Here is a 24,566-nt window from a genome sequence, read left to right on the forward strand (position 1 = left end):
ACAATAGGATTTACCAAGTAGGTAAAGATTTGAAATTCGTCTATAAAGACAATCGCATCAAGACTCTAATAGAAGAAGATGCTGTATTTCTTAAACAATATGGCGCTTCCGCAATGAAAAAGCGAGATAGGCGGCTCAATGAGATTGCATCCTATGAGAACGTAGCTGAGCTCTTTAGACTCGGCCGCAACGGCCCTGGACGTTGGCACGTCCTAGACGGACGTAACGGCGGCAAAGACGAAGGAAAGATCTCAGGTGATCTTTCCGGCAATTATCGCCTTTTGTTGTCGCCGGTAAATACACCCTACGGCGTCGCCGTCGAAGTTGAGATCGCCGAAATTAAAGATACCCACAAATGAAAAGAGGTGAATTCCATGTCCATCCAACCAACCAAGCCCGCACCGATCCTTCCTCCCGGAACCTTTATTGAAGAATGGTTGGAGGATGAAAACAAAACCCAGCGTGAAATGGCCGAACGTCTCGATGTGTCTACAAAGCACCTCAATCAAGTCATTAATGGACACAAGGCAATCAGCCCTACACTGGCGGCAAAGCTAGCCACCGTGACAGGTTATCCTGCGGAGTTTTGGCTCGTCCATCAAGCGAAATATGATGCTCGCCGAACGAGTCTGAAGGTAAGCATCGAGGATATTTCGCAATGTAAGAACACTTTCAGCGGACAATGCCTAACTCGTCTAAGGGATGCAGGATTAATCCGAAGTAGTTGGCAGCAACCAGATACAGTGATTACGGAATTATTCACACTTGCTAAGGTTGCCAGCGTCAAGGCTCTGCACAAACTCGTCAACAATTCACCCCAAGTGGCATACCGCCAGAGTGCTGCTTACCAGGTAAAAAGCGCAGAAGTTTGGACGTGGTTAGAGATTGTTAAGTTTAAGGCCACACAACAATCCCCGCTTCCCGATTTCTCTTCGGCAAAGCTCGAATTGGCTGTGCCTGAGTTGAAGAAGATTACAACCGAATCTCCGACAAATTTCACTAGCTCCGTAACGAATATACTGAACTCCTGCGGAGTCGCCTTTGTTGCGGAGAGCGACATCGAGGGCGCTCGAATTTCCGGAGCTTCCTTCAAAATGGGTAGTAACCCCGTGATTGCAGTCACCGACAAACAGAAGCGTGAGGATGTTTTCTGGTTCACCCTATTCCATGAGATCGCCCATGTCCTCGCTGGGGATATCGATAGCGTTCACCTCGACTTAGGTGACGAATCAGAACTGCCTGATCAGGAAGCCAATGCAGATCAGTGGGCATCCGACACTCTTCTACCCTCGAGTTATGTTACTCAATTATTAAAGTCAGACCGGCCCACATCTGCGGAAATCGCTGAGACTGCTCAGCAGCATGGTATTAGCGAAGCAATAGTCATTGGCAGAATACAACACGTTCTGAAGGACTATCAATGGAGACGGTCTCGCATCAGAAGTTTTGAAATCCCAAAATCTTGACTTACCACTAGCTAGCTCATCACTTGATAAACCCCACTGGAAATATCCAAATAAATAACTATTTGCATGGCGCAAAAGTACTGTATATAGCGATTTCCGGGCTATACAAAGGACCGCAAAATGGAGTAGGGTTGGTGCAATGGCTGCCACTGGACCTCACTCACACATGAAATCGGAAGCAAATACTACTGATTATCCTGAGGGCCAGGATCCAGCGCGCTGGCGCATACTGATTATCCTGCTGGTCGCGGTGTTCATGTCACTGATTAGTGTGTCCATCGTCAATGTTGCTTTACCGTCGATTCAGGCAGGGCTGGATGCTTCTAATTCCTCTGTGCAGTGGGTGCTCTCCGGCTATGCACTGACTTTCGGCGTGGTGCTCGTGGCCGCTGGTCGCGCTGGCGACTTGGTGGGTCGCGGTGGCATGTTCATTCTTGGTGTCATCGTCTATACCAGTGCCTCATTCTTGGCGGGTTTCGCGCCCACTGCGGAAGCGCTAAATATCGCACGCTTCATTCAGGGCATCGGCGCAGGTCTACTGAATCCACAAAGCGTAGGCATGATTCAACAGTACTTCTATGGCCCTGAGCGCGGCCGCGCATTCGGTTATTTCGGCGCGACCGTAGGCATCGCAGTGGCAATCGGCCCAGTGATTGGCGGTCTACTTATCCAATTGGGTGGCGCTGACTTGGGTTGGCGTTTGACCATGCTGGTCAATGTTCCTTTCGGTCTCATCGCCATTATCTTGGCGTTGATGTGGTTCCCACGGCCATTACTGTCACGTGTGCGAGACCCGCGCACGGGCACAAAAGTGGGCACCTGGAATGCTCTGAAATCACTCGACCCCATTGGCGCACTATTGCTCGGTGCAGCCGTGCTCATGGTCCTCTTCCCCTTTGTCGAATCATCCGGTTCAACCTGGGTATGGGTGCTCTTGCCCATTGGCCTTTTGACCACATGGTTGTGGGTGAAATGGGAGCAGCACCATAAGCGCACTGGGCATGCACCAATGGTGGATCTCAATATCTTCCGCGCGCCGAGTTTCCGCAATGGCGCGATGATCGCTGGCCTGTGGTTCATGGGTGCGACCAGCATCTGGGTGCTCGTAGCTTTGTACTTCCAAAATGGGCTCGGATATTCGGCCCTGATTGCTGGCTGCGTCGGTATTCCCTCAGCGCTGTTGAACTCAGTTTCTGCCACTGTGGCCGGCCGCCTGGTATCCACGCACGGACGCAAGGTGGTCATTGGCGGCATGCTGATTGCCATCTTCGGCCTGGTGTCCACCATCGTGCTCATCTGGGCATCAATGCACTGGGATATCTCCGAGTGGTGGCTCGTGCTCACGCTTTCTTTCGCAGGTGCCGGCCAAGGCTCAGTCATCTCGCCCAACCAGACGCTGTCTTTGGCAGACGTTCCGCAAGAATACGCTGGTTCCTCAGGTGCGGTGCTGCAGACAGCTCAACGTATCGGCACCGCGATTGGTTTAGCGGTGGTCTCCGCAGCGGTCTTCGCTACCTTGCATGGCACGAATGCTGCGTATCCAGCCGCCATCATGGTGGGCTTTATGATGATTGCTTCCGTCTGCATCATCGCTCTATGTTTCGGCTTCTTAGACCTGCGGCAATCCAAGCGAGTATCTGCTTAATCACAGAATTCTTCGTGCGCGACGTGATTCGGGTGCTCCAGCTGGATAGTAGAGTGCTCAATGCCGAATTCGCGCAGGGCTTCTTGTGCTTGGTCCAGGATTCGATAGTCATGTTCTTCCACCACTAGGTGCGCGGTGGCCAGCTTTTCAATGCCATCAGTGGACCAGACATGCAGGTCATGCACCTTGGATACATCTGGCAGTGAGTTCAGGGCTTGCTCGATATCTATGAGGTCTACATCGCGAGGGACGCGCTCCAGGAGCACCTCGATGGTGGTCCACAATAGTCCCAGGGCACGCGGAAGAACAAAGGCGACGATGAGCAGTGACGCGATGGTATCGGCGAAGGTAAACCCAGTAAAACGAATGATTAGACCCGCGATAATCACGGCCACAGAGCCCATGAGGTCTGCCATGACGTGTAAGAATGCGCCACGGACGTTAAGATTTTCACCCTGTTGACGCGAGAGCACCCAGGCAGAAATCGCATTCGCGATCAGGCCGACGAAGGCCACAACCAACATCATGCCGGTATCGATCTCGTAATCGCTACCCAGGCGGCGAATGGCTTGCACGACGATGAAGACCACCACCAGGGTCACGGCGATGGCATTAAAGAGTGCCGCGAGTACTTCCACGCGGCGATAACCATAGGTTGCTTTATTCGTTGCGGACTTCCTACCCACAATCGCGGCGATAAGTGCGATGATGAGCCCGGCGGCATCGGAAAGCATGTGCATCGCATCAGAAAGCAATGCCAAAGACCCGGATACTAAGCCACCGATGAGCTCCGCGAAGAAGATGACACCGGTGACCGTGCTGGCAATCGCCAGTGCCTTCAGCGGGGTATTCACATACCCATGATCATGAGAGTGGGAGTGCCCGTTATTACCACCGTGGCTGTGCACGGTCGCATTCCCGCGGTCAGGTTGTGGAGTATGTGCCTTCGTCATATTTTCAACAGTATCCCGTTAATGAAAACATGTCTAGGGTGAACAGGGGTTTTAGGCGTTGCGCTTGCGATAACCCATGCGTGGGCGGAAACCGGCCGGGTGCTTCATTTGCGCCACGGCATCCGCGATGAGCAAGCGGTGCTGGCGATTGACCGAATCCGGCAGGTGTGCGACGGAGAACCATTGGACGTCGGTATTTTCATCATCGGAAAGCTTTGGCTCTGCACCATCGGGCACGGACAAGCGCATGGCAGTGTCCATGAATAGGCATTCATCGCCATTCTCAAAAGTCGTGGGCCCAACCAGCCCCACGCCGAGCAGTGCCTCGACCTTAGCGTCGAGGCCAACCTCTTCCTTGACCTCCCGCAATGCGGTGGTGGCGACTTCCTCACCTGGTTCACAAATGCCTGAGACCGGCGCCCAATTGCCATTATCAGCGCGCTTGGCCAATAACACCGTGGGCACTTCCCAGATGCCGGCATCTGCTGGAACAGGACGCACGATAATCATGGTGCAGGCAGGGAGGAAAAGCTGTTGGTGGCCGATGTGCTTGCGCAGGTTCACAATGAATTCAGGTGTGGACATGTCCTACAGTGTAGTCAGCGCCATGGGTGAGTCCAGCAGCTGGTCAATCACGCCCTGGATGTCCAAAATGGAGACGAAACTCAGCTCCATCTCCCCCACATCAGCGCAGGTCTGGCCCTCTTCCATGTGCTCCGTTGTACCGGACACTAGGCCGACGATGATGTCACGGCCATCGACCATAGCAAAGACCGGGCCGCCGGAATCGCCATTGCGGGCGCACACCTCCGCGCGGGCAGCGGTGGAACGAATCTCCTGATCACCGAAGCGCAACATGGACGACGCCGACTGGTGGGTAAGATCCCCACAAGTCTGATAGGTCATGCGCCCCATCTTGCAGACATACCCCGGCAGTGCCTCCATGCGTCCGGCGATATGGGTGTCCATCGGCCGGGGCGAATAGAACTCCGGGGTTGAGCCATTGAGCTCAATCAGGCCGATGTCCAGGTTTTCCGCGTTGTCGGAGTACAGACTGGAGTAGATAAACGTGCCAATCGGCTCCGCCGGGAAGGTGAAAGTATTGTCCGGGGTTCCCGCCCACACCAGATCTCCTTCGCGTCCACAGTGGGAGGCGGTCACCGCAAATTGACGACCATCTTCGGTGCTGAAGGAATACGCCACGGTGCAGTAACTGTAGTTGAAGTACTCCCCTGGCACTGGATAATCAGCAGAAACATCAATTGCCGTACCAGGCATCAGCGGCGAGTATTCCGGCGTCATCACTGAATCTGCTAACTCCGTCGGTTCCTGCGGAACCTGCAATTCCTCTTCATTAGCTTCACCAGTGGTGGCATCAATCGGTGAACCCGATGCGCTATCAACCGCCGTCTCAGTGTGGGGCCGATCAGAAGACGCCGAGCACGAAACCAGGCCTGCCATCAACAGCAGGCCGGTGATAGCCACTGCAAGAAATTGCAGGACATTCGATGCTCGGCGCCTTGTCACGGCCATAATCATACTCAGAAACTTCGAAAGTATTAACTACTTACCACCGTGTCCACGTGAAAGCGGTGCTTTAAGACTCAGCAGAGCCAGCGGATCCGTCTGATTTTTCTTCGCCTTCAGCCTTGTCTGCTGCGGCTTGCTCTTTGAGCTTCTTCAGGAAAGCCTCTGGGTCAAACTCGGTGTTGTAGTCCTCTGGCAGCGATTGTTCTTGCCCCATGGTGATTTCTCCTGATGTTTGTTGCTCTCCGAGGATGTAGTTAGTCATCCTACCCGAAGCTTTTGCATACGAAATGCGATTTCACCGATTCTTCGAACGGATTAAGAAGCTGAGTTAGATTGCTAGATCAAGGTCATCAAAGTCCTCAAGCTTTATCCCTCGCTCTATACCGCTCAGATACGCCGCTCTTCTATGTTCATCAATCTGGGCATTGGTCGTATCAATCTTCCAATACCCCGCAACGCACACCACCGATTTATCCAAACCCACTTCATTGCGGAAATAGCGACGTATCGCCTTCATTTCATCGCGCTCCCCCGCAGCCCAGACCCCTAGTCCGTCGCCATCATCGATTGAGAACACCGCAGTTGCCAAAGCGCTTTCCGATGCCCCCATGTAGTTCAGCTCAACCCCTGCCACCGAAGGCAGTTCATCAAAAGCTGCCTTATCATGTGTTCTTACCCAAACGCGAGCTGACTTTCCTACTGGCCATTGTTCAAGCAGTGTATACAGGGCAGGGATGGCAGTATCATCTGCAAATAGCGCCACGCGCTCAGTGTCGGGGAGACCAACATGGGGCCGCGGGCCGGTCAACGCAAACGTATTTCCTATCCTGACCGTGTCTGACCATTGCATCATCAAGCTAGGTTCGCCATGCTGGACCACATCAATCCCGGCAATCTCATGTTCTTGATCGTAGCTTCGCACCGTGTAGACACGGGTCCCATCCGGCAGGTAAAAGCGAACGGCTACATTCGGCACTTGCCAATCTCCATTCGCTCCAGAACCCGGAAGTTTACCGAAATCCTTAGCAATGATTTAGATGACCGCTCAATGCCCCCTACTCGAGCCGTAATTTCATTTAGAGCGGCATCATGCCCCTTCTCCCGAAGCGGTTTGCCGGTATTTAGATCTCGCATGGAATGTTCCCTCTGGTTTTCGGATATGTCTAACCTCAACTTGGCGGCGCCACGACCACCCGGCCGTTACACTTCCGCCTCCACAGCAAGATGCCGGGCCAACCCCAGCCCTCGTAACAGTTAGGTTAGGGTAACATAGCTAACTGCTTTCGAACAGAGCCAGAAAGTGCGGCAACCACTGGAGATCCATCAGCAGTTCACAACGCAATTAAGTCGCCCCGTCGATATGCCCTCCCAAACAAATTAAAGCCCCTGGATTTCCAGGGGCTTTAATTCAATACAGCAGAAAAACACTTTCAGCGAGTCATGCAATGCCTAATGCTATGAGACATCCGAAGACTTAATCGAGCTGGTGATGAAATCCTTAACTGCACCAACGTCATTAGGCAGGTCAGTAACAAAGCGGTCGGCTTCAAGAATCTTCGCAAAGCGCTCAGGGGTCTCAGGGGCCTTGCCGATCGCTTCTTCAATCGTCTCAGAGAACTTCACTGGCAGAGCGGTCTCTAGGACGATGATTGGAGTTTCAACGCCATACTCGGACTGTGCGTCACGTGCGGCTTTCACGCCATCAGCAGTGTGCGGATCCACCAGGTAGTTGAATTTCTCATTCACGTCCTTGATGGTGGCCAGGCGGTCAGCGTGGTCAGAGGTGGAAGAAACGAAGCCGTACTCTGCACGGGCTTTTTCCATGAGCTCGTCATCGAGAACAAAGCCGCCTTCTTTGACCTTGATGCCAAAGAGGTCCGCAACCTTCTCAGCATCACGTCCAACCAGGTCGAAGACGAAGCGTTCAAAGTTAGAAGCGCGGGAGATATCCATGGAGGGCGAAGACGTTGCCATGGTTTCTTCTGCTGGACGTGGGCGGTAGTTACCGGTGCGGAAGAATTCATCCAGGACATTATTCTCATTGGTCGCAACAATCAGGCGATCAACAGGTAATCCCATGGAACGTGCGATGTGGCCGGCGCAGATATCGCCAAAGTTACCGGTAGGAACGGAGAAGGATACCTTCTGCTCATTATTCTCGGTGACCTTCAGCCAGCAAGAGATGTAGTAAACCACCTGGGCCATCAGGCGTGCCCAGTTAATGGAGTTGACCGCACCAATCCGGTGTTCAGCCTTAAATTGTGCATCCGAGGAGACAGCCTTGACCACGTCCTGGCAGTCATCGAATACGCCGTCCAGCGCGATGTTGAAGATATTTGGGTCATCCAGTCCAAACATTTGCGCTTGCTGGAACTCGGTCATGCGGCCAGCTGGGGTCAGCATGAATACGCGAATGCCCTTGCGTCCACGCATTGCGTATTCGGAGGAAGAACCAGTGTCACCGGAGGTGGCACCCAAGATATTCAAGGTGGCCTCGCGGCGGCCCAGCTCATATTCAAAAAGCTCACCGAGTAGTTGCATCGCCATGTCTTTAAATGCAGCGGTGGGTCCCTCAGACAGGTGACCAATCAGCAAGGAGTCACCCAAGTCGGTAACCGGAACGATTTCCTCAGAGCTGAACTTCGGGTGTGTATATGCACGCGCGGCAATAGCTTCCAGATCTACTGCTGGAATATCGTCCACAAATAGCTTCAGCACTTCAGCTGCAAGCTTGCCGTAGCCGGCCGCATCGCCTGAAGTGACCAGACCACGCCATGAGTCAAGCGTTGCCTTGTCTAGCTGAGGGTATTCAACCGGCAGATACAGGCCGCCGTCTGGGGCCAAACCGCCGAGCAGAATATCGGTAAATTTTGCTGGTGTCGCATCTTTATCGCGCGTTGAAATATAGTCCACGCCCTTACCTTACTTACTCGGAGTACACTTAACACACGTGTCTACCCCTGAATTTGAGAAAGATCCCCGCCCTAATCCTCGCGAGGTAGTTACAACCAAGGCTCTAACCGTATGGATTGCAGCGCTGACAGTCTATGTCGGCGCTATTTTCGGCCGCACTTCTTTTGGTGTTGCCGGCGTGAATGCAATTGAGCGTTTCCAAGTTGATGCGTCTGCAATTGCGGTTTTTGCCTCCATTCAGATTGGTACCTATGCCCTAGCGCAGGTGCCCACGGGCATACTGATTGACCGATACGGGCCGCGCAAAATGCTGGTCATCGGCGCCATCATCATGGGCGCCGGCCAGCTCATCTTGGGCCTGACCACCAGCTACGGCATTGCCATTGGCGCGCGTGTTCTCATCGGCGCTGGTGATGCCACTGCATTCCTGTCGGTCATGCGCCTGCTGCCTTTCTGGTTCCCACTTCACCGCACCCCCATGTTCACCGCGGTCACCGCAGCCTGCGGCCAGCTAGGTCAGTTCCTGTCCGCGGTACCTTTCTTGTGGCTCCTCAATGCCACCAACTGGACCGTGGCCTTCGTATCCCTGGGCACCGTGGTCATCATCATCGCGATGGCCGCTGCCGTGGCGGTTGCCGATACCCCAGAGTCCGCCGGCGTCTACTCGGAACCACAATCAGATTCAGATAAATCTACTAATTCGATGTCCGTCGGGCAGCGAATTAAGCTCGCCGCGAGCTCACGCACGACATGGCAAGGCTTTTTTATTCACTATGCCGGCCTGCATGCCATCTTAGTCTTCCTCATGATGTGGGGCGTGCCGATGATGACCGAATCCATGGGCCTTACCTCCGCCCAAGCGGGTCTGGTTATCACCATTAACTCCATCGCCATGGTGGTCATCAGCCCCTTCCACGGCCGGCTATCCTCCCGTGCTGGGCGCAACCGCGATCTCGCAGCTTTCGTGCTTTCGGTATTCCACCTGCTCGCATGGGTGTGGTTCTTCATGAGCCCAGATCCACGCGGTTTTATCACGATCATCGTCATGGTTATCATCATCGCGATTTCCTCGCCGTCCTCGAATTACGGCTTTGACCAAATCCGTGAAACGCTCGACCGCAACGTGGTCGCTACCGCAACCGGCTTTGCCAACATGGGCGGCTTTACCGCCGGCATGATTGGCGCACAGGTATTCGGTATCTTGCTCGACCAGCACTCCGAGGGCCAAGCATTTGATTGGGGCGATTTCCGCTATGCGTCACTTGCTGTCTTGGTGGTCTGGCTCGTTGGCCTCATCGGTATCCTGGCGACTCGCGGCGGCACTCGCCCCCGCAAAATCCGGATGGAGACTGTCACCAAAGATTAAATCCAAGCTGCCCTGCGGATCATCCATAAATTCCCGCGTGGCACGCACGGTTTCGGTTTCCTCCCACTGCGGAAAGTTCACGTCCCCGTCGCCGCCGAGACCCAGTTCAGCAATCTGGGAGTGGCGGGCGGCCAAAAAGATGGGCGAATGCGTAGCGATGATAAATTGCGCACCGCGCTCAACCGCCTGTTGGATTTCGGCGAGCAAAGCCATTTGCCTAACGATGGACAGTCCTGCTTCCGGCTCATCCAAAATGTACAACCCCTTACCATCGACGCTTTCCAACAAAACGTCATAGATGGACTCACCGTGAGAGCGCTCCATGAGGTTATGTGAAACATCCAAATGATTGCGCCCTGCCCGTACCCTCGCGCCGCTTTCATTCTCAAGAAGCTTCATGTGCGATTCGGAACGTAAGTAGAACCCGCGCAGGATCGGTTCCCCTAAATCACACAGCATGTAGTGACTCAACGCCGATTCCGTGTTGGTGCCTTTGCTCGCATCCGGGTCACCATAACGACCACCGGCAACGCTGAAATTCAGATTCAGAGCCAGGCCTTCAAGAAATGTTGATTTACCCGAACCATTATCACCGGCAATCAGCGTCACCGGCTGACTGAATCGAAACCCACCGCGCTTCTGGATGTATTTAATCAGCGGCAATTCCCAAACATAGGGCGAATCAATGCGGGTATCCGTGACATCAGAGGGAACTACCTGGTTGAGTTTTTCTTCCAAATAATAGCGGCCGCGCTTGGCTTCACGTTCCATAGCGAGGCGCACTCCCGGAATGGTCGCGGCACCATCGAAGTACTCCGAGTCATCACGAACAGAAGACGGATCAACGGGTTCTTTACGGAATCTCACGCTGCGAAGGATCATGAGCCGAGCCTACCCGCGCCCAACTTTCCCTCGCTAGGAACTAATTGCTGCTTCCTAGCCCACCGCTGGTTTCAGAAGCTTCCGATGCTTCATCGCTGGCTTCTTTGCCGTCATCGGTGAGATTGACCGGTGCACTAACGATGCCTTCGTTATAGGCCTTGATGACCCCATCAGCTTCTACTGGGGTGAGTTTGCCCTGAGCGACCGCTTGGTTGACGAGCTCAATGAGATACGCCCGTGCTTCGTCGCGGTCCATGCCCATTTCAATGGCGCCCTCAGGCATCACTCCATCGGGCAATCCGAGCGCGGCAGCTAATTCCACCAGGCGGTAGCCCGGGTAGCGAGTAGACGATGTTCCATCACCTTGTTCCTGCTGTTCCGCAGCACTTTCTTTGCCGGACACCACATCCCCCACGGTCACGCTATTGGCATTCGTGGGTTTGAAAAATGCATTCCATAAAAGGCCAACGAAAATTGCGGTAATGATGATGACACCAATCAGCCACAGCACCACGCCTTTTGCGATAGTGCGTCCCTTCTGAGGATTCGAGGAAGCCTTTGGTGAAGTGGTGGTCATCCCTACTGCCGCTGTCCTTTTCTTAAAATTCTTACAAGCCTCAAAGTTACGCAGCTAAAGCTGCGCAAATGCCACAGGTGGCGTAAGGAGCATCATACTCCCCACACCACCTTAAGCGATAGCTACCTGGGCAAACTCTCAGAACCTTATACGCTCGCCCGAAGCTCAGCCCCTTCTCACTCACGGAAAGGGCCATGAACTACTTTCCTTGGGTGTCCTCGTCGCCATCATGATCTTCCTGATCGCGTGGGTCATCGTCATCATTGTCGGTGCCGTGTTCGGCGCTTTTATCTGAGTCCGCGTCTTTGTCGTCCATGTGCGGTTTGCCGAGGTTCTCTAGATCTTCGATGTCTTCAATCTTGTCGAATTGTGAGAAATCGGTGAACCTACCCAGACCTTCATCCTCATGTTGGTCTTGGTATGAGGTGCCCTCTGGGTGTCCTGCAGTCTCATCGGGATTGCCAAAGGTGCCATAGCCAGGGTACTGATTGCGCTGGCCGCCATCGGTACGGCGGTCAACACGGTCATTAATGAAATCAGAAAGCCCACGCAGGATATTCTCTCCAGCATTACGCAGCTCATTGAATTCACCACCACCGGCTTGTCCAAAAGGTCCTTGGGAACCAAATGGACCGTTCTCACCAAATGGAGAGCCAAACGGGTGCTGGTTTCCATTCCCACGTGTATCTTCATCACGTGGTTCACGGTCATTGCTACCGGGGCTAAACTCGCCACCATCCTGGTCGCGGAAATCCCGTTCACGCTGCTCACGTGAGCGGTCTTGGCTCTCATCTGGATGAGGCTGCAGACGGTCCTGCGGACGATCTTGTGGACGCTGTTGCTGCCGTGGCTGATGGCCAGAACCATCGGCAAACGGGTGATTCCAGAAATTATCTGCACGCGGACCATCACCCCATGGGCGTTGGCCTCGAGTACCGTCGCGGAAGTCCTGTCCGCGATATCCGTAGTTGCGGAAGTATTGCTCCGCTAGGCGGTGCAGGTGGTCAACGGACGGCATGTTTTGTCCCCATGGCCCGCGGCCAAAGCCACGGCCGAATCCGCGACCGCGGCCTCGGTGGTGATTGCGTCCTAGATTGAATTCATCAGCAACGTATTCGATGAAGTCATTGATAGCACCGGTGATATTGCCCAACGGATGCTCTGGGTGTGGTTCGCGGCCAAAGCCGTGGCCATGCTCGCGAAAGTCACGCTCACGGAAATATGGGTCTTCAAATCCGAAGCTGAAGTCGGAGTCTTCACCGAGGTCGCCGAAGTCATCGTGGTCCTCAAAGTCGTCGAAGCTGGGGTCATAGTCCGATCCCAGAAGTGAAAACTTACCCGGACCATCTGTCAGCAAGTCGGGTGCGATGGGGTCTTCAATGATGATTTTGATGATGCGTTGTTCTTCATCAATCTCGACCACACTAGAGTCATCCGCGCCAGCAGCACCTGCGGCAGAAATCAACGTGGCGAGGTCTTCAAATGTTGCGGAGTCTAAATCAATGGACAAGGTAAGAGCCATGGTTACGGGTTTCCCTTCCGTGTAAAAGGCAATCTAAAAGCTCAGGATCGTGCTGGGTATTTCTGTAAGTTCTGCAAGTTCACGTGGCATCGACGCGGGGCGCACGCGGGGTGCTCGTGGTGTACATCCCCCAGCTTAAACACATAGCGATGTGCCGGAAAGGTCCATGGGCAAAGATCAGGGTGATTCTCAGGGGATAACCAGTGCATACCCCGATCCTTGCCTGCGGTTTCTAGCCGTGCTCAAAGGATTCGGCTTCGCCCCAGAAGACTTCATCCACTACCCGGCGCGCGTGGCGCGTGGCCTTGAGATAGGCATCAAGGAAGTACTGGTTTTCTTCCGGTTTCCAGCCCGCCGCACCGGCAACTTGAGCCAGCTGCAAGCCGGGAGTTGGCAGCTGGTCCACGCGCTTGCCGCGCACCAGCACCAGGGCGTTGCGGGCATCGGTGGCCATGAGCCAGGCTTCCTTGAGACTTTCGACTTGCTCATGTGGCAGCACGCCGGTCTCATCGAGTGCATCCAAGGTGCCCAGTGTTGAAGGGTTATGCAGCTCTGGATGCTTGTGCGCGTGCATCATGGTGAGCAGCTGTACGGTCCACTCAACATCAGAAAGACCACCGCGGCCGAGCTTGGTGTGGGTATTGCGGTCAGCACCGCGCGGGAGCCTTTCATTGTCCACGCGTGCTTTCATGCGGCGGATGTCACGAATCGTGGCTTGTGAAACACCATTTTCCGGATAACGGAATTGGTTGATCATCTCGATGAATTGCTTACCCACGGTTTCATCACCGGCGAAGAAATCAGCACGCAGCAGCGCTTGGATTTCCCAGGGCTCGCCCCATTGGGAGTAGTAGCGCTCATAGCTTTCGATTGTCCGCACGATCGCCCCCGAGCGCCCTTCAGGGCGCAGTCCTAAGTCCACATCCAATGGTGGGTCAGAAGATGGCTTAGCCAGGCGGGTGCGCATCTTATCGATGATGGAGATTGCCCACTTAGTGGCCTCAGGTTCATCCACGCCAGGTGCTGGTTGTGCTGTCACCATGACATCAGCATCCGAGCCAAAGCCCAGTTCCATGCCGCCGAGACGTCCCATGCCAATCACGGCGATGCGCGCCAGCGGACGTGGTGCACTATCCTCCCCGGCTTCTTCCAGGCGGTCGGCTTCCTGGTGCATCCACCAGCGGATTTCCGCACGCAGTGATGCTTCCAGCACCGCTGCCCAAATGGTGGATAGCTCCCGGCAGACTTGCTGGACATCAAGGTATCCCAGCAGGTCACCAGCAGCAATGCGTGCGAGCTCCTGGCGGCGCAAAGAACGCGCCACACTCACGGCTTTGTCTGGGTCACGGTGGCGTTGCGCGGCATTCAGCAGCGCAGAAGAGACCTGCTCCGGGGTGGTATCCAGCAACTTGGGGCCATCGGAGCCATCGGAAAGCATTTTTACCACATCAGGTGCAGCAATAATCAGATCCGAGGTATAGGGCGAGGTGCCAAGAATCTGCATGAGCCGCTTGCCCACAATCCCCTCATCCCGCAGCATGCGCAAAAACCAGGTGCGGTCAAAGGCGGCATCGGAAAGCTTGCGGTAATTCAACAAGCCCGCATCCGGATCGGCGGTATCAGACAGCCACTCCATCAGTGTCGGCAACAAGATGGCCTGAATCCGCGACTTACGCGTAGAGCCCGACGCTAATGCAGTCAGGTGCTCGAAGGCACGATCCGGGGCACGGTACCCCAGTGCCGCCAGCTGCAGCTTCGCCGCTTCGGGCGTGAGCTTGAGCTCGGCCGAAGACATGGACACCACGGAATTGAGCAGCGGGCGGTAGAAGAGACGGGAATGCAGCTCGGAGATGCGCAGGCGAATCTTCTTTAGATGCCTATTCATCATTGCAACGGCGGAGCGGGAGCCCTGCGCGACAAAGCCGGACACATTCGCCAGCCAGGACAGCGCTTCTTCATCATCATCCGCCGGCATGGTGTGCGTGCGGCGGAAACGCTCCAGCTGCAGGCGGTGCTCAAGGAGGCGGAGGAATTCATAGGCCTCGATGAGCTGATTGCCATCATCCCTGCCGACATAACCAGCAGCGACCAGCGCGTCGAGCGCATCAACGGTCGCCAGCGTGCGCAGGTTATCATCGGAGCGGCCGTGCACCAGCTGCAGCAATTGAACAGCGAATTCAACATCGCGCAGCCCGCCAACGCCAAGTTTAAGCTCACGGGTTTTAAGGCTCTCTGGCACGTTTTCTAGCACGCGCCGGCGCATGGCTTGGATGTCTTCCACAAAGGAATCACGCTGGGAGGCCTCCCATACCATCGGCCGAATGGCCTCGGCATAGCCTTGGCCCAGAGCCATGTTGCCGGTTTGCGGGCGCAATTTAAGCTGCGCTTGGAATTCCCAGGTCTCCGCCCAGCGCTTGTAATAATGAATATGTGATTCTAAGGTGCGAACGAGCGCGCCGGATTTACCTTCTGGGCGCAGGTTAGCATCAACCTCGAAGAAGCATGCGGAGCCAATACGGTTGAACTCAGCAGCAACGCGGGTGGCTTTGCGCATGCCGCGTTCTTCTTCCTCGCCTAAAGCTTCACCGACGAAGATGACATCCACGTCCGAGATGTAGTTCAGCTCCCCTGCTCCACACTTGCCCATTGCGATAACAGCCAGTTTCATATTCAGCTCATCATCGCCATAAACCATGTGCACGGATAAGGCTAAGGCGGCGGTGAGGGCGGCATCGGCAAGCGCGGTATTAAGCTTTGTTACCTGCGTAAATGGCACCTGGGGCTGCGGCTGTGTCTGGCCTTTACGGGAGTAGAACGTACCCGCCAAGTCATGGGCGGCAACGCGCATGATGAGTGTGCGGTAGGTGGATTTCAAGAGCGGTTTCGCATCTTGCTCTTCGATGCCCGCGCGATACGTGCCCGGTGTGTGCAATTCCACGGTAGCTGGGTCTTCAACCTGCTCAGTGAAAGTAGCGGGCTCAGCCTCAATGACGCTTAAGAGCTGCTGTTGCATCTCTTCATAGTCGGGCAATGGTTTTTCTAGCTCCCACCACAGCTGCGGATTGGCAGCCAAGTGATCGCCTAAAGCCGTGGACCCTCCCAAAAGCGCTATTAGCCTAATGCGCAGGGCTTCATTATCAATCAGCGCCTGCGTCAGCTGTTGCGAATCCTCAAGGCCTGAGTACAAACGCACCAGCGTATTAAGCACGTGGTCCGGTTTATCGGTGGCCGCAATGGACCACAAAATGGGCAGCGTAGCTTGGGTATTAAAGCCCAAATCCTGCAAGTCCTGGCTGGCGGTGGGACGAGTCAACCCCAGGGTGGCAGGCGAAGGTAAGTCTTTGCGAGACACGAAAAGGTTCTCCTAGAGGTTTAAGTTATTAGCCAATTCGAACTTGGTGATTTGCTTCTGGTAGCTATGCCACTCATCCCACTTGGTGCGTAGGAAGTATTCAAAGACGTGCTCACCTAAGACTTCCGCGACGAAATCGGAGTTCTCCAGCATGCGTAAGCTGTGATCCAAGGAGGTAGGCAGGTCCTTATAGCCCATGGCGCGGCGCTCGCGGCGAGTGAGCTGATGGACATCATCTTCCGCTGGATCGCCTAAAACATAGCCCTCACGAATGCCCTTAAGACCTGCAGCCAGAAGGACTGCATACCCTAGATAAGGATTCACGCCCGCATCCACGGAACGGATTTCCACCCGGCGCGATTCTTCCTTGCCCAAACGATACGTGGGCACGCGCACCATGGCTGAGCGGTTGGATACGCCCCAAGTAGCAGCACCCGGTGCTTCATTACCGAATTGCAGGCGCTTATAGGAATTGGCCCACTGGTTAGTTATCGCCGTAAATTCCGGCGCGTGTTCTAGGATACCGGCGATAAATTGCTTGGCGGTCTCCGAAAGCGAGAATTCATCATCTGGGTCGTGGAAGGCATTGGATTCGCCTTCAAAGAGCGAAATGTGCGTGTGCATACCGGAACCAGACCACTGCTCAAAAGGCTTAGGCATAAATGTTGCTTGCACGCCTTGGCGCACGGCGACCTGCTTAATGATGTAGCGGAAGGTCATGATGTTATCCGCCATGGACATCACATCTGAATGCCGCAGGTCAATCTCCTGCTGGCCCGGTGCTGTTTCATGATGAGAGAATTCCGTAGCAATGCCCATCGACTCCAGCGCCAAGATAGCCTCACGCCGAAACAACGGTGCGGAGTTATGCGTGGCCTGGTCAAAGTAGCCACCATTATCAGTCGGCTGCAGGTTATCAATGTCTTCAGTCTGTTTGAGTAGGAAGAACTCAATTTCGGGTGAAACCATGCAGGTAAATCCATCACTGGCTGCCGCTTGAACCTGGCGGCGCAGAATATTGCGCGGGTCAATAAGGGATGGCTGACCATCCGGCATGATGACATCACAGAACATGCGCGCTGCTTGCATGTCAGGCATGTCTTGTTCAAAAGGCAAGACCTGGAATGTTGATGGGTCCGGCAGCGCAATATTGTCTGATTCGGAGATACGTGAGAAGCCTTCGATGGAAGAGCCATCAAAACCGACGCCTTCCTCAAACGCTGATTCCAGCTCTGAAGGACTCATCACCACAGACTTCAATCCGCCGACCAGGTCTGTAAACCATAAACGGATAAACCGGATATCGCGTTCTTCAACGGTGCGGAGGACGAATTCGTGTTGGCTGCTCATGACATTCGACTTTAGTGGAAAGTGCGCAATTGAGTGGGCGCATCAAAAAGATGTGTTTTGCCAGCTGGCAAGACAATCGTGGGGGTTAGAGCTGGGGGTATGACCGCGAAGTTTCGTCTGATACTCATGGCACCTTAAGTGGTGCTGAAACCAACTTGACCGCCTTTTAGCCTCACTGGTTTCAGCAGTGTAAATAGTCAATTTCTCTCAGCTGTTCTACCACGTATCAAAGGATGAAAGACATGAATAACCTACGCCACTTAGACCCGTATCTTTTGAGAAGCTTAGTTAATGACATCATTATGGTTGCCCAGCGCGGATGGGACCCAGATGATCTCATGCATGTGCTGGGTCCAGCTTCTGCTGCAGTATTAGAAAAGGCCGCGCCACAAGTGCCAGCGAACGTGGATATTCCCGCCACGCGCAGCGCTTGGTTAAAATTCCGCCCCTCAATCTATGACCTGAACTTAGCTTCCACTATTTCTGAGCGCACCGCTGCATCATGGTTGGACAAGATGTACCGCCTCCCCTGGCTACGCGATGTGGAGGTCATTGCGGATTCTAAAAATAGCGAACCAGTATTTGATAATCCGAAGCAAAAGAAGATGCATGAGAAAATCACCGCTTTATTGGCCAAAGCTGAGTCCACTCAATTTGAAGATGAAGCCGATGCCTTGATTGCCAAAGCGCAGAATCTGCGGCAACAATATCGTATTGATTCCGTCTTAGAAAACTTCGAGGATTCCGCCGAGGACATCATCGCGCTGCGCGTTCGTATTAAAGGTCCCTGGGTTAAACACCAACACACGCTGCTGGGTTCGGTGGCCTGCCCCAATGGTGGTGCCGCGGTATTGCTCTCAGATTTTGGCATTTGCACCGTCATGGCCACCCGCGATGATGCCGAGCACATCGTGGACCTCTATAACTCTCTTAACCGCCAGCGCGCATGGTTTATGAAAAACTCTGATGGTGCCAAGCTGGCTGCCCAAGATGGTGAGACTTCCTCTTATCGCCGCAGCTTCATCCTGGCTTATGCGTCCAAGATCCATCAGCTTCTCCACGAAGCCAATACCGAGGCCGCGAAGGCACAGCAGGAAGCTGTAAAACAGTCCTCGGCCTCAGGAGAAAGGGCGGTCAATGAACGCACTTATGAGATTGTCTCCCGCGCACTGCCTGTTCTTGCCCGTCGCCAGGCCGCGTCTGAGGAAGCATTAGATGACCTCTTCCCTAATCTGTCCAGTATGAACCTTTCAGCCAACCACACCCGCGGTATCATCGATGGCGTGGATGCCGCTGAGAAATCTCACCTGGGTGGTGATAAATCCGGTATCCGTACCGGACGTAATGAGCTTGCCTCCTAGCCCTATTGCTGGTCCTTGGAGCTGCTCTGGGTACTCATGCCGTTGGAATTTTCTGCAATTCCCAACGGCATGAGAATTTCACCTCACCAGAAATCATTTCCCATTTCAGCAAGGTATGGTGAGGGATAGAAAATATTTCAGGTCAGAGCAGATTTTCATATCGATTAAAGGTGGGTAAATGTCAGCCAATGTCTTTCTAGAAGTTGAAGCTAAGTTCTCCGTATCTGAGTCACTCCCAACTCCCGCAATCACTGAATTGCCTGGCGTGGAAGGTATTGGGGAAACCCGTGTGGAAGAGCTCTCAGCTATCTACTATGACACTGAAGATCTCCGCCTGACCCGCGCGAAGGTAACGCTGCGTCGCCGTACCGGTGGGCATGATGATGGCTGGCATATTAAGCTCCCTGCCAAGTTAGGCCGTACTGAAATCCGCGCTGAACTGGGCGAGCCAGTCGATGGCACTTACCAGGTACCTGCGGATGTACTCGCGCATGTTCGTGCGATTATCCGCAACCACCCGGTTGAACCCATCGCGCAGGTGGACAACAAGCGCACCGAACAGGTTTTGGTGGATGCCGATGCCAAACCAGTGGCTGAATTTTGCGATGACCGTGTCACCGCGTGGTCTTTACTGCCTGGTGGTGAGCAGACCTCCTGGCGCGAGTGGGAAATTGAGCTCTCCGGTGTACTACCTGGAACCGACGCTGGTTCTGAGTTCATTCGCACCGCCACCCGCCACTTCATTTCGGCGGGCGCGCGCGTGTCCTCTTCCCCATCGAAGCTGTCCTCCGCCTTGGGTGATTCGGTCAATAATGCACCACTACCTCCGGCATATCAGACCCCAGATGTGGAGGAGGGCTCCCCTGCTGCTGCGGTCATCACCGCTTTAGCTGCCAACCGCGACAAGCTCGTGGAATATGACCCAAAAGTCCGCGCTGATGAATGGGATTCTGTGCACCAGATGCGCGTGGCTACGCGTGAGCTGCGCTCCCACATGCAGACTTTCCACGGCATCATTGGTGGACCAGAAATCGCCCATATTGAAGCTGAACTGAAGATGCTCGCCGGCATCTTGGGTGTGGCCCGGGACGCTGAAGTGGTCGAAGAACGCTGGCAGTCTCTGCTGGCTGCGGAAGATTCCGACACGTTGGATGACACCACCCGTGAACACATCGCTCATGACATGGGCCGCGAATACTCCCGCGCCCACCGCAAGGTCATTGCTGCACTGGACTCCTCCCGCTACCTAGACCTCCTGGATTCTTTAGATGAGCTGCTGGCCAACCCACCTGTTGACCAGGTATCTGAGGATACTGAAGACGATGATGATGACATCACCGCCGAAGAAGCAGCCGAAGCACAAGCTACCGAAGCCCAGCTTGCCGCCGAAGAAACCGCTGCCGCTGAGTCTTCCCACGTCGCCGCTTCCGACTACGACGAAGATGAGTCATCAGATGCCGCAGTTGCTGAAGATACTGCCGACTCCGAAAAGTCCGATTCTGACCAGTCTGCTGAATTGAGCGAAAAGGAAAAGAAGGCTGCTGCCAAGCAGGCCGCTAAGGAGATGGAGCAGGTCATGGCTGCTCACCTAGCGAAGGCCTATGAGAAGCTGGTCAAGCGTCACCAGAAAGCAACGAAGAACTGGGATAATGAGGAACTGACGCTGCATGAGCGTGAGGAGTACTACCACGACATGCGTAAGGCGGCGAAAAAGCTGCGCTACGCGGCTGAGGCTGCCGGTTCTGCCACCAAGTTGAAGACCAAGGGGCTGTACAAGGCATGCAAGGATATGCAGTCTGTGCTCGGTGACTTCCAGGATTCCGTCACTTCCCGTGACAAGCTCCTGGACTTAGCGAAGAATGCCCGCCGCCGCGGCGAGGACACATTCGGTTATGGCCTGCTCTACCAGCGCGAGCGCGCCATCGGCCTCGAAGCCTTGGAAGATTACGAAGTCTCCATGAAGGCCATCAAGCAAGCTTTCAAGCCGCTCAAGAAGAAGATTGAGAAGTAGGAACTTCGTTAAAATGTAGGAACCGAGGCTACATAGCAAGCAGTCCCTTCCCCCATCCAAAGACCGGTAAAGGCGTGGATGCGGAAGGGACTGCTTCTCTAATTGAGGTCGGAAAATTACTTCTCCCAGGAAGGGGTCGCGCCCCAGTCGTCCTCTTTTTCTTCGTCATTGTCAGCGGCCTGGTTGCGGGCGGCGGCAATCTCGAGGGCGGCGCGGGCTTCGGCCTCAGAATCATAAGGACCCATGCGGTTTTCCCAGCCAGCTTGCTTGCCCTGAGACACAGTGCCGGTTGATGGGTCGAAGTACCATTGGTTTTCTTCTGCAGCCATGAGTTTCTCCTTAATGATCGGATGGATGACATCGGGGTGATTACCTAATGCCACCCACACTACCGGCGCAGAAATTATGATGCCCGCTAAACTACTAGAATAGTTAGCTTGACCCCTTTTTTGACGTACTCCAATCAGCACATGCAAGGAGCCTGATTAGCATGCCGATGTGGCCCGCACCCACAACTACAGCTACTACCCGCGCACATGACGCTCACGCGTCACACGCCGGCACCCCAGCGCAGGCGGTAGCAAGCGCGCCCGGCACGTGGTCGATTGCTGGTGAGCACGCGGATCATTATGGCGGCATCGTGGTTCTGGGAACGTCCGACCTGCGTGCCGCAGCGGCGGTTTCTCCGCGTACTGATGGTCAGATTAAGGTTCGCTTTATTGAAAATACCCTCGATGGTGAGAAGCAGACTGATGACGCCATCTCATTGGATGAGTTGGCAGATCGCGCTGCTGCACAGCAGCCGCAGATTGATGACAATGGCCGCACTGTCATCCCACCAGCGCCGCAAGGATCCATCGCGGCGCGTTTCGGCGGCATCATTTGGACGATGATTAACCGTCAGCTGCTCAGCCGTGAAACTGCCGGCGCGGATGTCACCATCGTGACCGATATTCCTATTGAAGCCGGCATGGGCGCATTATCTGCGGCTGATGTTGCAGTTGCGTTGGCCATGTTGCCTGCTGATTCTGAGCTCGACCATCCCCTGCGCGCACGTTTGGCCGATGTGTGCAGCCAAGCAGTGGATACGTTCTCTGCTATCCCTTCCCTACGTGCACGCCACACGGCGGCACTGCGCACTGAGGAAGGCTTTGTCAGCATCATTGACTACGCCGATAGCTCAGTCACCAAGGCCACTGTCCCAGTATCCGGCACGCAGCGTGTCTTTATTCTCTTCCCTGCTAATACTGAAGCACCAGACCAGTCCGCGCATATCCGCAGCCGCAACCAATTCGTGGATGCTGCCAGCCACGCCTTCGGTGCGGAGTCCCTGCGTCTGCTCCCTGATGCGCCGGAGCGCGTCATCGATTGGCTCAATGCAGTGCACAAGGTCCACGGACCTAAGGGCCAGCCAGCGGTCAAGGATGCTTCCGGTTGGCTGCATTTCTATGACGCTGAGACCACTCGCGCTCATCAGGTCGCGCGGGCGCTGCGCTCAGGCGCATGGAACGAGTTGGGAACCATTCTCGCTTCCTCCCAGCAGGATCTGGTTACCCACTATGGTCTGGATAATGCCGAAGCTCTCAGCGAACTCGCTAGCGCCCGCGGCGCATTCGCGGCCCGCGCCGCATCCGCTGGCACTTCCAATGCCGTACTCGCCTTCATCCCAGCTGCACGCGCTGAGAATTTCGCCGCAGACTTTGCCGCAGATGGTCTAACGGTCGTTCCTGTTGTGCACGGTACGGAAGCTGCGATTGACTAATGTTAAGTCCATGCCCAATTGTAATTTTCCACTTCTAACCACGGATCGGTTGATATTATCCGCACCGGATAGCTCAGCTGATGCGGCAATATTTGAGATTCACTCGGATGCTCGCACTTATGAACACCGCCCTGATTTAGTCATGGTCTCCCACGAGCAAGCAACCCTGCTCAGGCATGAGTGGCAACAGAACTGGGCAGAAGATGGGCTCGGCTATTTCGTCGTTTCACACAAAGAAGATCCCTCCCGCATCATTGGTTTCTGTGGAGTGAGTCAATCTCAGGAGAGAAACGAGGACGTCCTCAACGTCTATTACCGTTTCTCCCCTGACTCTCAAGACAGAGGCTACGCCTATGAAGCCACCACCGCGGCAATCGACTGGAGTCGGCGACAATGCGCCGAACTGCCAGTCATCGCAATTATTGACCCTGCCAACTCTGCCTCTATAAAGCTCGCTGAAAGGCTTGGGCTCTCCCTTGTTAAAGGCTCCGGCATCCCTGGAGATTATGACGTTTACCGCCGCTAACAATTCAGCCCCAAGGCAATCCGCGTAAGATTAGAACACCCACGGAGCCTGTGTAAGCTGCGGTTTTCGAGTGTTGGGCACGCCAAATCACGGCTGGCCCCTGGCAATCATGAAGCTAAAAAGGAGACAGCCGTTGGTCCGTGCTCGCGCTAGTGCGCTACGTGCCAATCAGGTCCATGGCTCCGAGGTTGGAGACGGGGTGGGTGTTTTTCAGGTTGCGCCCACCGGGTGAGGTGTATTCCACCTTGCCGTCTTTCCGATCCATACGTCCACGTCGCGGTTTCTCAGGGTCGTCATCGTTCACACCATTGTGATAGGGGCATAGGACACACAGGTTGCCGGGATGGGTCTGCCCACCGTGTTTGTGCGCATACAGGTGGTGGATTTGACTGCGATCAGCCGGGGTATTGCAGTCCGGCCATGGGCACACCAGATTTTCTGCCATGGCGAGGATGCGTTGTTTCAGGTTCGCAAACCGTGCTTGGTAGAGGTTTACCGGTCCTTCGGTGGGATGAAAGAGCCCGACGAAAATGTCACTACCAAGTGCACCACTGATAGCGGTATCGACGAGTTCGGCGCCAGTCATTGTGGTGCCATCAGAGAGTCCAACGATGACCTCATCGCTATCTCCGCTCATGATTTTGGCAGTATCGGAAAGACCTATCGTAATAACTGTGCGGTACTGCGGGCTAAAGGTGCCGCCGCGGTCGAGGCGCTGGCGGAAAGCGTTTAGAAGCGCTTGCTTACGTGGCATGGGCGGGGCGACTGGTTGCTCGTTTTCTGCGGCCTGGGTTTGGGCGATGATCGTATCGAGAGATTTTTCAAAATCGGTGATGAACCGTTGATCTGCGGTAATCGTGGCAGACCGAGTGCCGTCAGTATGGGGTTTGCTAAAGCTAATACCGTGTTCACGGGTTGTGGGCCCGGTGAGGTCTTTAACACGTTGAATGGCGTAAGCGTTTACTTCTTCGAAGTTGCCTTCATAGGCGATGAGCTCAGCGCGTAGTTTCCAAGCACCCCCGCGGGTCTTTATTCTGCGCGCATGCCGGTCGATCATTAGGAGATGCTCAAGGCTTAAACCGCGCGTTTCGGCGAGTGCGACGGCTTCGCGTTGAAGCCGGGGTGAGTCGGTGGGGCCGAAGAGGGCATCGGCAAGCTTGGTGTAGCTCTTGGCGGTCTTTAAGGCTATGCCGTACCCAGCGATATCGTACGGTGAATGGTTGTGAAAATGCCGCGCGAGGGCAACACCCTGGCTGGCGAGAAGAATAAAAGCATTCAGCGCATTCATGATTCACACGATATGGCGCACTGTAAACCCTTGCTAGAGCTTCATCAGCACCTTGTGGATAA

At 54.7% G+C, this 24,566-nt stretch carries 21 protein-coding genes; 8 read left to right on the forward strand and 13 right to left on the reverse strand.

Annotated elements, in window-relative coordinates; genetic code table 11:
* Window positions 1-29 precede the first annotated feature (29 nt).
* From ACG98I_RS12575 to ACG98I_RS12585, 3 genes are all read left to right on the forward strand, one after another.
* The gene (locus ACG98I_RS12575) at window positions 30-359 is read left to right on the forward strand and encodes a hypothetical protein (protein WP_394720946.1); all 330 of its coding nucleotides are present in this window, start codon (window positions 30-32) and stop codon (window positions 357-359) included.
* A gap of 15 nt (window positions 360-374) precedes the next feature.
* A complete protein-coding gene (locus ACG98I_RS12580; protein WP_394720945.1) occupies window positions 375-1,466 on the forward strand; it encodes a HigA family addiction module antitoxin in 1,092 nt (363 codons plus the stop codon).
* 166 nt (window positions 1,467-1,632) lie between these two features.
* Window positions 1,633-3,111 carry an MFS transporter gene (locus ACG98I_RS12585; RefSeq protein WP_394720944.1) on the forward strand — a complete coding sequence of 493 codons (1,479 nt, stop codon included), beginning with the start codon at window positions 1,633-1,635 and terminating at the stop codon, window positions 3,109-3,111.
* On the opposite strand, the gene ACG98I_RS12590 is transcribed toward ACG98I_RS12585, so the two are convergent.
* The 6 genes from ACG98I_RS12590 to thrC form a co-directional block, all read right to left on the reverse strand.
* Window positions 3,108-4,064: a cation diffusion facilitator family transporter gene (locus ACG98I_RS12590; RefSeq protein ID WP_394720943.1), complete on the reverse strand. Its 957-nt coding sequence runs from the start codon at window positions 4,062-4,064 to the stop codon at window positions 3,108-3,110. The two genes, ACG98I_RS12585 and ACG98I_RS12590, sit on opposite strands and share 4 nt — an antisense overlap.
* Before the next feature lie 51 nt (window positions 4,065-4,115).
* Window positions 4,116-4,649: an NUDIX domain-containing protein gene (locus tag ACG98I_RS12595; RefSeq protein WP_394720942.1), complete on the reverse strand. Its 534-nt coding sequence runs from the start codon at window positions 4,647-4,649 to the stop codon at window positions 4,116-4,118.
* Between the two features lie 3 nt (window positions 4,650-4,652).
* The gene (locus ACG98I_RS12600; protein ID WP_394720941.1) at window positions 4,653-5,591 is read right to left on the reverse strand and encodes a S1 family peptidase; all 939 of its coding nucleotides are present in this window, start codon (window positions 5,589-5,591) and stop codon (window positions 4,653-4,655) included.
* Between the two features lie 70 nt (window positions 5,592-5,661).
* Window positions 5,662-5,856 (reverse strand): hypothetical protein, encoded by a 195-nt coding sequence (locus ACG98I_RS12605; protein ID WP_394720940.1) that lies wholly within the window; start codon window positions 5,854-5,856, stop codon window positions 5,662-5,664.
* A gap of 66 nt (window positions 5,857-5,922) precedes the next feature.
* Window positions 5,923-6,570 carry a siderophore-interacting protein gene (locus ACG98I_RS12610; RefSeq protein ID WP_394720939.1) on the reverse strand — a complete coding sequence of 216 codons (648 nt, stop codon included), beginning with the start codon at window positions 6,568-6,570 and terminating at the stop codon, window positions 5,923-5,925.
* A 479-nt stretch (window positions 6,571-7,049) separates the two neighbouring features.
* Window positions 7,050-8,507, reverse strand: coding sequence for a threonine synthase (gene thrC, locus ACG98I_RS12615; protein ID WP_394720938.1), 1,458 nt, complete (start codon window positions 8,505-8,507; stop codon window positions 7,050-7,052).
* A gap of 37 nt (window positions 8,508-8,544) precedes the next feature.
* Between thrC and ACG98I_RS12620 the strand changes: the two genes are divergently transcribed.
* Window positions 8,545-9,873: a nitrate/nitrite transporter gene (locus ACG98I_RS12620; protein ID WP_394720937.1), complete on the forward strand. Its 1,329-nt coding sequence runs from the start codon at window positions 8,545-8,547 to the stop codon at window positions 9,871-9,873.
* Here the strand turns inward: ACG98I_RS12620 and ACG98I_RS12625 are convergent.
* The 5 genes from ACG98I_RS12625 to ACG98I_RS12645 form a co-directional block, all read right to left on the reverse strand.
* Window positions 9,766-10,755 carry an AAA family ATPase gene (locus ACG98I_RS12625; protein ID WP_394720936.1) on the reverse strand — a complete coding sequence of 330 codons (990 nt, stop codon included), beginning with the start codon at window positions 10,753-10,755 and terminating at the stop codon, window positions 9,766-9,768. The two genes, ACG98I_RS12620 and ACG98I_RS12625, sit on opposite strands and share 108 nt — an antisense overlap.
* Window positions 10,756-10,795: 40 nt before the next feature.
* Window positions 10,796-11,332: a hypothetical protein gene (locus ACG98I_RS12630; RefSeq protein ID WP_394720935.1), complete on the reverse strand. Its 537-nt coding sequence runs from the start codon at window positions 11,330-11,332 to the stop codon at window positions 10,796-10,798.
* A gap of 199 nt (window positions 11,333-11,531) precedes the next feature.
* Window positions 11,532-12,854 (reverse strand): hypothetical protein, encoded by a 1,323-nt coding sequence (locus ACG98I_RS12635; RefSeq protein WP_394720934.1) that lies wholly within the window; start codon window positions 12,852-12,854, stop codon window positions 11,532-11,534.
* Window positions 12,855-13,086: 232 nt separating this feature from the next.
* Window positions 13,087-16,206, reverse strand: a complete 3,120-nt coding sequence (locus ACG98I_RS12640; RefSeq protein ID WP_394720933.1) for a bifunctional [glutamine synthetase] adenylyltransferase/[glutamine synthetase]-adenylyl-L-tyrosine phosphorylase — start codon at window positions 16,204-16,206, stop codon at window positions 13,087-13,089.
* 12 nt (window positions 16,207-16,218) lie between these two features.
* The gene (locus ACG98I_RS12645; RefSeq protein ID WP_394720932.1) at window positions 16,219-17,556 is read right to left on the reverse strand and encodes a glutamine synthetase family protein; all 1,338 of its coding nucleotides are present in this window, start codon (window positions 17,554-17,556) and stop codon (window positions 16,219-16,221) included.
* Window positions 17,557-17,798: 242 nt separating this feature from the next.
* Here ACG98I_RS12645 and ACG98I_RS12650 point away from each other — a divergent pair, with 242 nt between their 5' ends.
* Entirely contained in the window at window positions 17,799-18,917 is a 1,119-nt protein-coding gene (locus ACG98I_RS12650) for a DUF2786 domain-containing protein (RefSeq protein ID WP_394720931.1), read from the forward strand.
* Window positions 18,918-19,095: 178 nt separating this feature from the next.
* Window positions 19,096-20,928 carry a CHAD domain-containing protein gene (locus ACG98I_RS12655; protein ID WP_394720930.1) on the forward strand — a complete coding sequence of 611 codons (1,833 nt, stop codon included), beginning with the start codon at window positions 19,096-19,098 and terminating at the stop codon, window positions 20,926-20,928.
* 116 nt (window positions 20,929-21,044) lie between these two features.
* On the opposite strand, the gene ACG98I_RS12660 is transcribed toward ACG98I_RS12655, so the two are convergent.
* Window positions 21,045-21,257, reverse strand: a complete 213-nt coding sequence (locus ACG98I_RS12660) for a hypothetical protein (protein WP_394720929.1) — start codon at window positions 21,255-21,257, stop codon at window positions 21,045-21,047.
* Window positions 21,258-21,418: 161 nt separating this feature from the next.
* Between ACG98I_RS12660 and ACG98I_RS12665 the strand changes: the two genes are divergently transcribed.
* Window positions 21,419-22,690 (forward strand): galactokinase family protein, encoded by a 1,272-nt coding sequence (locus ACG98I_RS12665; RefSeq protein WP_394720928.1) that lies wholly within the window; start codon window positions 21,419-21,421, stop codon window positions 22,688-22,690.
* A gap of 10 nt (window positions 22,691-22,700) precedes the next feature.
* Complete coding sequence (locus ACG98I_RS12670; protein ID WP_394720927.1) at window positions 22,701-23,216, forward strand: GNAT family N-acetyltransferase; 516 nt, start codon at window positions 22,701-22,703, stop codon at window positions 23,214-23,216.
* Between the two features lie 157 nt (window positions 23,217-23,373).
* Here ACG98I_RS12670 and ACG98I_RS12675 read toward each other — a convergent pair whose 3' ends face one another.
* Entirely contained in the window at window positions 23,374-24,504 is a 1,131-nt protein-coding gene (locus ACG98I_RS12675; RefSeq protein WP_394720926.1) for an HNH endonuclease signature motif containing protein, read from the reverse strand.
* Window positions 24,505-24,566 lie beyond the last annotated feature (62 nt).

This window comes from Corynebacterium sp. L4757 (assembly GCF_043673995.1).
Classification (GTDB): Bacteria; Actinomycetota; Actinomycetes; order Mycobacteriales; family Mycobacteriaceae; genus Corynebacterium.

Bases quoted from the DNA above. Each gene is read 5' to 3' on its own strand.
- ACG98I_RS12645 (WP_394720932.1), bottom strand. From the start codon at position 17,556: ATGAGCAGCCAACACGAATTCGTCCTCCGCACCGTTGAAGAACGCGAT.
- ACG98I_RS12670 (WP_394720927.1), top strand. From the start codon at position 22,701: ATGCCCAATTGTAATTTTCCACTTCTAACCACGGATCGGTTGATATTA.
- ACG98I_RS12665 (WP_394720928.1), top strand. From the start codon at position 21,419: ATGCCGATGTGGCCCGCACCCACAACTACAGCTACTACCCGCGCACAT.
- ACG98I_RS12595 (WP_394720942.1), bottom strand. From the start codon at position 4,649: ATGTCCACACCTGAATTCATTGTGAACCTGCGCAAGCACATCGGCCAC.
- ACG98I_RS12630 (WP_394720935.1), bottom strand. From the start codon at position 11,332: ATGACCACCACTTCACCAAAGGCTTCCTCGAATCCTCAGAAGGGACGC.
- ACG98I_RS12635 (WP_394720934.1), bottom strand. From the start codon at position 12,854: ATGGCTCTTACCTTGTCCATTGATTTAGACTCCGCAACATTTGAAGAC.
- ACG98I_RS12655 (WP_394720930.1), top strand. From the start codon at position 19,096: ATGTCAGCCAATGTCTTTCTAGAAGTTGAAGCTAAGTTCTCCGTATCT.
- ACG98I_RS12590 (WP_394720943.1), bottom strand. From the start codon at position 4,064: ATGACGAAGGCACATACTCCACAACCTGACCGCGGGAATGCGACCGTG.
- ACG98I_RS12650 (WP_394720931.1), top strand. From the start codon at position 17,799: ATGAATAACCTACGCCACTTAGACCCGTATCTTTTGAGAAGCTTAGTT.
- ACG98I_RS12605 (WP_394720940.1), bottom strand. From the start codon at position 5,856: ATGACTAACTACATCCTCGGAGAGCAACAAACATCAGGAGAAATCACC.
- ACG98I_RS12660 (WP_394720929.1), bottom strand. From the start codon at position 21,257: ATGGCTGCAGAAGAAAACCAATGGTACTTCGACCCATCAACCGGCACT.
- ACG98I_RS12625 (WP_394720936.1), bottom strand. From the start codon at position 10,755: ATGATCCTTCGCAGCGTGAGATTCCGTAAAGAACCCGTTGATCCGTCT.
- ACG98I_RS12580 (WP_394720945.1), top strand. From the start codon at position 375: ATGTCCATCCAACCAACCAAGCCCGCACCGATCCTTCCTCCCGGAACC.
- ACG98I_RS12585 (WP_394720944.1), top strand. From the start codon at position 1,633: ATGAAATCGGAAGCAAATACTACTGATTATCCTGAGGGCCAGGATCCA.
- ACG98I_RS12675 (WP_394720926.1), bottom strand. From the start codon at position 24,504: ATGAATGCGCTGAATGCTTTTATTCTTCTCGCCAGCCAGGGTGTTGCC.